The organism is Arthrobacter sp. FW306-1B-G06A (assembly GCF_058781765.1).
Genome location: NZ_JBYSXB010000004.1, coordinates 175,245 through 181,244 on the forward strand (window position 1 = coordinate 175,245; position 6,000 = coordinate 181,244).

At 64.8% G+C, this 6,000-nt stretch carries 5 protein-coding genes; 4 read left to right on the plus strand and 1 reads right to left on the minus strand.

The genetic code is table 11. The features are described from left to right. Positions 1-134: 134 nt before the first annotated feature. Positions 135-1,517 carry an amino acid permease gene (locus tag AC3WJM_RS03620; protein ID WP_332601881.1) on the minus strand — a complete coding sequence of 461 codons (1,383 nt, stop codon included), beginning with the start codon at positions 1,515-1,517 and terminating at the stop codon, positions 135-137. A gap of 177 nt (positions 1,518-1,694) precedes the next feature. Between AC3WJM_RS03620 and AC3WJM_RS03625 the strand changes: the two genes are divergently transcribed. From AC3WJM_RS03625 to nadB, 4 genes are all read left to right on the plus strand, one after another. Continuing rightward, positions 1,695-2,174, plus strand: coding sequence for an Lrp/AsnC family transcriptional regulator (locus tag AC3WJM_RS03625; RefSeq protein WP_059387632.1), 480 nt, complete (start codon positions 1,695-1,697; stop codon positions 2,172-2,174). Between the two features lie 101 nt (positions 2,175-2,275). Then, complete coding sequence (locus AC3WJM_RS03630; RefSeq protein ID WP_113990543.1) at positions 2,276-2,986, plus strand: NUDIX hydrolase; 711 nt, start codon at positions 2,276-2,278, stop codon at positions 2,984-2,986. Beyond that, positions 2,983-4,290 (plus strand): quinolinate synthase NadA, encoded by a 1,308-nt coding sequence (nadA, locus tag AC3WJM_RS03635; protein ID WP_492271211.1) that lies wholly within the window; start codon positions 2,983-2,985, stop codon positions 4,288-4,290. The genes AC3WJM_RS03630 and nadA overlap by 4 nt, the downstream gene beginning before the upstream one ends. 37 nt (positions 4,291-4,327) lie before the next feature. Continuing rightward, a partial coding sequence (nadB, locus tag AC3WJM_RS03640; RefSeq protein ID WP_492271212.1) for an L-aspartate oxidase occupies positions 4,328-6,000 on the plus strand: 1,673 nt, incomplete at its 3' end.

Consider the following 6,000-nt stretch of genomic DNA (forward strand, 5'->3'; position numbering starts at 1 on the left):
CGCACCTCCCAACTAACTCCCCACCGCCACCCTCGCCTCGCAAGCTCGGCCAGGGAACCCCGGCGGCGTGGGCCCTGCAGTTGTTGTCGTTATGAGGGCTCAAAACGACATCAACTGCTAGTTGGTTGGTCAGCTTAGGCGTTTCGTGCGGACTTCACCTTGGCGCCGATCCGGCAGGCAACGGCGATGCACGCGATCAACAGGAACGTGCCGATCAGCTGACCGGCGCTCTCGGCATTCGAGAAGCCCACCACGAAGATCAGGGCAAGCAACGCCAGTCCGAATACCGTAAGGAAGGGGAATCCCTTCATGCGAAGCGGCAGTTCGGTTCCTTCGCGGTCGGCGCGCCGGCGCAGGATGAACTGGGACACGAGCGCAGTTCCCCAGACTACGAGGCACGTGGACCCGACAAGGTTGAGCAGGGCGGGGAGTACGTGGTCCGGGAACAGCAGTTCCAGGATGGTGGCGATGAAGCCGAATGCAACGGAAACCCCGACGGCGGCCATGGGCACCTGGGCGCCGCGCAGCCGTGACAGGAAGGCAGGTGCTTCGCCGCGTTCAGACAAGGAGAAGACCATGCGTGAGGCGCCGTAGAGGTTTGCGTTGAGCGCGGAAAGCAATGCCACGACGGCGACGAGCGTGATGGCAGCGCCGGCTCCCGGGATGCCGGCAAGGTCCAGGACGCCGGCGAACGGCGACTTCAAGCCTTCGGAATCGGAGGGCAGTACTGCTGCAATGACGAAGACCGAACCAATGTAGAAGACCAGGATGCGCCACACCACCGTGCGGATGGCTTTGCCGACGCTGTGTGCCGGGTTCTGCGTCTCCGCAGCAGCCACGCTCACGATTTCGGTGCCCCCGAAGGCGAAAATCACTACGAAGAGGGCTGCGGCAATTCCGGACCAGCCGGACGGTGCAAAGTTGCCGGTCAGGTTTGCGAGGCCGGGGGAAGCTACGCCGGGCAACCAGCCGAACAGCAAAGCTGCGCCGATGGCGAGGAAAGCGACAATGGCCGCGACCTTCAGGATGGCGAACCAGAATTCGAACTCACCGAAGTTCCGGACCCCGGCAAGGTTGATCGCGGTAAATGCCACCATGAATACCAACGCCAGCGCCCACACAGGAATGACTGGCCAGACGGAGAAGAGCAGCCCTGCTGCGCCGAGTGCCTCCGCGGCGATGACCACTACCAACTGCAGCCACCAAAGCCAGCCGACCGTGGACCCGGCCGTCCTGCCCATGGCCTTTTCCGCGTACACCGAGAAGGCGCCGCTGTTCGGGTTGGCGGCTGCCATCTCGCCTAGGGCCCACATCACCACGATGATCAAGGTGCCCGCCACAAGGTAGGAGATGAGCACTGCCGGGCCGGCGGCGTGGATTCCGGCGCCCGAACCGAGGAAGAGTCCCGCGCCGATGGCGCTGCCCAAGCCCATCATGGTGAGCTGGCGCGGCTTCATCGAGTGGCCAAGGCCTCGCGAAGGAATGGAGGGTCGAACAGCGGTGGACTTCGTTGTCATTCGTGTTTGCCTTCTTGTGGATGGTTTGTTCGCTGGTCCTCGTAGGACTTATCGAATTTACCGCTTCCGGATGAAAGTGGCGAAAAACACTCGTGAGAGGATGGTTACAAGCTGGAGTGGCATCTGGGCGTGAAGCGCCGATTTGTACATCCCCTTGGGCGGAAGCAGGAAAAACTGATGGTTGTGGACGAGTTGGATGCCAAGATTGTCCGATTTTTCACAGACTCCCCGCGGGCGTCCGTTCTGGAGGCATCGAGGGTCTTGAAGGTCGCCCGTGCCACGGTCCAGTCGCGGCTGGACCGGATGGCCGAGCGCGGAGTGGTGGCTCCCTGGGTTCCGCAGCCCGATCCTGCCGGCTTCGGCTATCCGGTGGTCGCCTTCTGCTCGCTGACCATCAACCAGGACCTGGGGCACGACGCCGTCGTCGAAGCTTTGGCAGCGATCCCTGAACTCATTGAGGTCCACACCGTTTCCGGTAGTTCGGATCTCATGGTGCGGGTGGTGGGCAAGTCGAACTCGGACCTGCAGCGCGTGCTGGACAAGCTCATCGCCACCAAGACCGTGCTCCGGTCGTCCTCGGTGATCGTGCTGAATACGCATTTCCAAGGCCGCACTTTGCCCCTCCTGGAAGCTGCCGCCAAGGAGAACGCGGGCTGAAACATTTGGACACTGTCCGCCGACAGTCGTACCATTAGTTCTAGTCATTTTGACTATAACTAGTTTTCTGATCCCTACGGCAAAGAAGCGGGGTGAATACCGTGTACGCCACCTCCGCGAATGTCGCAGAGCGCAGGCTCGCGCCGCCGTCGTTGGCCATATCGACGGTGATCTTCGCCCTCCGCCCCAGTGAAAGCTCCGGCCGCCCCACGCTGTGGTTGCCTCTGGTGCGCCGCATCCGCGAACCGTTCAAGGACATGTGGGCATTGCCCGGCGGACCGCTCCAGCACGACGAATCCCTCCAGGATGCCGCGTCCCGCAACCTGCGCGAAACCACGGGGCTGGCTCCCCAATACCTCGAACAGCTCTACGCTTTCGGCGGCCTGCACCGCTCGCCCGCCCAGCGGGTCGTGTCGATTGTCTACTGGGCCCTGGTACAGCCCACGGAAGCCGCCCTGGCCGACGAATCCGAGAACGTCCGGTGGTTCCGGGCCGATAGGCTCGCGGAATTGGCCTTCGACCACAACGCGATTGTGGACTACGCCTTGTGGCGGCTGCGCAACAAAATGGCCTACGGGTCCATCGCCTATCACTTGCTGGGTGAATTCTTCACCCTGGCACAGGTCCGCGAAGTCTACGAGGCTGTCCTGGACCGTCAGCTGGATCCGGCAAACTTCCGCCGGCAAATCAAGGGAACACCGGAAATCGAGGAAACCGGTGAATACCTCCAGGGCGGAAAACACCGCCCGCCCCGCCTCTACCGCTTCACCGGCACGCCCGGACTCGGGCCAGACAACAGGAGTACACCATGAGCAGCGTCAATACAGCTATCCAGCTGATCACCCGGGAAGAAGCCGAAAACGGCCGTTCCGCGGCCGGGTCGACGTGCAGCCCCGCTCTGGCCAAGGGCCCCTGGGAGTACGACCTCGCCGAAGCCCTCGCAGGCATCCCCGCTTACGGTCCCGGTGCGTCCAGCGCCGACGACGCTCCGAAGGCCACGCCCCGCCAAGGCCAGTTGCCCGAAGAGTACAAGCTGGCCAGCGACGCCGAGCTCGACGCCCGGATCCGTACCGCCAAGGAGACGCTGGGGGACCGGGCTGTCATCCTGGGCCATTTCTACCAGCGCGACGAAGTTGTCCAGTACGCGGATTTCGTGGGCGACTCCTTCCAGCTCGCCAACGCTGCCCTGACCAAGCCCGACGCCGAGGCCATCATCTTCTGCGGTGTTCACTTCATGGCCGAAACAGCCGACATCCTGTCCAGCGCAGACCAAGCCGTGATCCTGCCGAACCTGGCCGCCGGCTGCTCCATGGCCGACATGGCGGACGAGGATTCGGTGGAGGAATGCTGGGAGCAGCTCGAGGAGCTCTTCGGGACCGCCCCCGATTCCGAAGGCCGTGCCCCGGTCGTCCCGGTGACCTACATGAATTCCTCGGCCGCATTGAAGGCCTTCTGCGGACGCAACGGCGGCATCGTCTGCACGTCCTCCAACGCCAAGACGGTGCTCGAATGGGCCTTCGAACGCGGCCAGCGGGTCCTCTTCTTCCCTGACCAGCACCTGGGCCGCAACACGGCCAAGGCGCTAGGCGTCCCGCTGGAGCAGATGCCCATGTGGAACCCGCGCAAGGAACTCGGCGGAAACGACGAACAGACCCTGCTGGATTCCCGCGTCATCCTCTGGCACGGTTTCTGCTCCGTCCACAAGCGTTTCAACGTGGGCCAGATCGAGAAGGCACGCGCCGAATTCCCGGGCGTGAACGTCATTGTGCACCCTGAGTGCCCCATGGAGGTTGTTGACGCGGCAGACGGCGCAGGCTCCACGGACTTCATCAAGAAGGCCATCGCCGCCGCGACCGAGCCCACCACTTTCGCGATCGGCACCGAGATCAACATGGTGAACCGCTTGGCCGCGGAGAACCCGCAGCACACCATCTTCTGCCTCGACCCGGTGATCTGCCCTTGTTCCACGATGTACCGCATCCACCCCGGCTACCTCGCCTGGGTGCTCGAGGAACTGGTGGAGGGCCGCGTGGTCAACCGCATTACTGTGGACGATTCGGTCAAGGACAACGCCAAGATCGCCCTTGAACGCATGCTCGCAGCTCGGCCGCTCTAGGCCACATCCCGTACCAACCAGTCGAATCGAGCCTCACATGACTGCAGAACGCATTCCCGGCGCCCCGGCGCGGCGGCGGCTCGTCGTCGTCGGGAGCGGCATCGCCGGCCTCTACTCCGCGCTGCTGGCCGCCGAGGCCGGTGCGGAGGTCGTCCTGCTCAGCAAGGGCGCGCTCGCGGACAGCAATACCTTCTTCGCCCAGGGCGGGATTTCGGCAGTGCTGGACGAACCGGCCCCCGGCGATACCGTCGCCGCGCACATCACGGACACCCTCACAGCCGGCGCGGGCCACTGCGATGAGGAGGCCGTGCGGGTTCTGTGCTCCGAAGCTCGCCTCGACATCAGGGGGCTGGAGCGTTTCGGCGTCCGTTTCGACGCGGACGACGACGGCGATCCCGCCTTGGGGTTCGAAGCCGCCCACTCCGCGCCAAGGATTCTCCACGCCGGTGGAGACGCCACGGGTGCCGGGGTGGCGAACGCACTCATCCTGGCAGTCCTTGACGCACAGGACGCCGGGAAGATCCAGGTGCTGGGACATTCACAGGCGACGTCACTGATCCAGTCCGAGCGTCGCGTGACGGGCGTTGAATTCCTGCGCAACGGCCGCCTTGAGAGCGTATTCGGCGATGCCGTGCTGCTGGCCACCGGCGGGGCGGGGCAGCTGTTCGCCCAGACCACCAACCCCTTGGTGGCAACGGCTGACGGACTCGCGCTCGCATGGCGGGCAGGCGCGGAGCTCGCGGACCTGGAGTTCTTCCAATTCCACCCCACGAGCATGGTCCTCTCCGCTGCAGGAAAACCGGCTCCCTTCGGCGCCGATCCGCTCCTCATTTCCGAAGCCGTCCGCGGCGAAGGCGCCATCCTGGTGGACGCGAACGGCGAACGGTTCATGCCCCGCTACCACCCCGACGCCGAACTGGCGCCGCGCGACGTCGTCTCCCGCAGCATCGCCCTCCACCTTGCGTCACTTGGTGATCCCAACGGCCACGTCTTCCTTGACGCCCGGACCGTGGAAGCGAACAAGGGGAAAGGCTTCCTTGAGAAACGCTTCCCCACGCTCAGCGCCCGGACCCGCGAAGCCGGAGTCGACTGGACCCTTGAGCCAGTTCCGGTCGCCCCTGCCGCCCACTACTGGATGGGTGGGGTGGTCACGGATCTCCACGGCCGGACGTCTGTACCTGGCTTGCTTGCCGCCGGCGAAGTTGCTTGTACCGGGGTGCAGGGCGCCAATCGCTTGGCTAGTAACTCGCTGCTCGAAGGGCTGGTCTTTGGACGGCGGGCTGTTGAAGGGTTCCTTGGGTGGGCGCCGCCGAACGGCGGGGGGACCGACTCGCTAGTTCCCTCGGCGCCTGCGCTCCGGTCTCTCGCCGGCGAACGCCTCGCAAGCTCGGCGGCCGGCGTGGACCTCCACGCAACAACGGCGCTTTCGGGAACCACCGAGCCGACCGGGGCGCTCGTGTGGCAGCCTGAGCTCGTTCCGGAGCCCTTCAGCCGGGCCGCCCTTCGGCGGTTGATGACTGCCAAAGCCGGGGTGCTTCGGACCGGGGGGTTGCTGCGGGAGGCCGCTGAGGCACTCAACGCTTGGGCCGACGTCGTGCTTCCTGAGAATGTGCCGGACTCGGTGGATTCCGTGGTTCACGAGGATGCCAATTTGCTCCTGGCTGCGCAGTTGTTGGTGCGGGCTGCGGGGGCGCGGCGGGGGTCGTTGGG

Excerpts from the sequence above, each read along its gene's own strand:
- AC3WJM_RS03620 (WP_332601881.1), bottom strand. The coding sequence starts at position 1,517 with ATGACAACGAAGTCCACCGCTGTTCGACCCTCCATTCCTTCGCGAGGC.
- AC3WJM_RS03625 (WP_059387632.1), top strand. The coding sequence starts at position 1,695 with ATGGTTGTGGACGAGTTGGATGCCAAGATTGTCCGATTTTTCACAGAC.
- nadA (WP_492271211.1), top strand. The coding sequence starts at position 2,983 with ATGAGCAGCGTCAATACAGCTATCCAGCTGATCACCCGGGAAGAAGCC.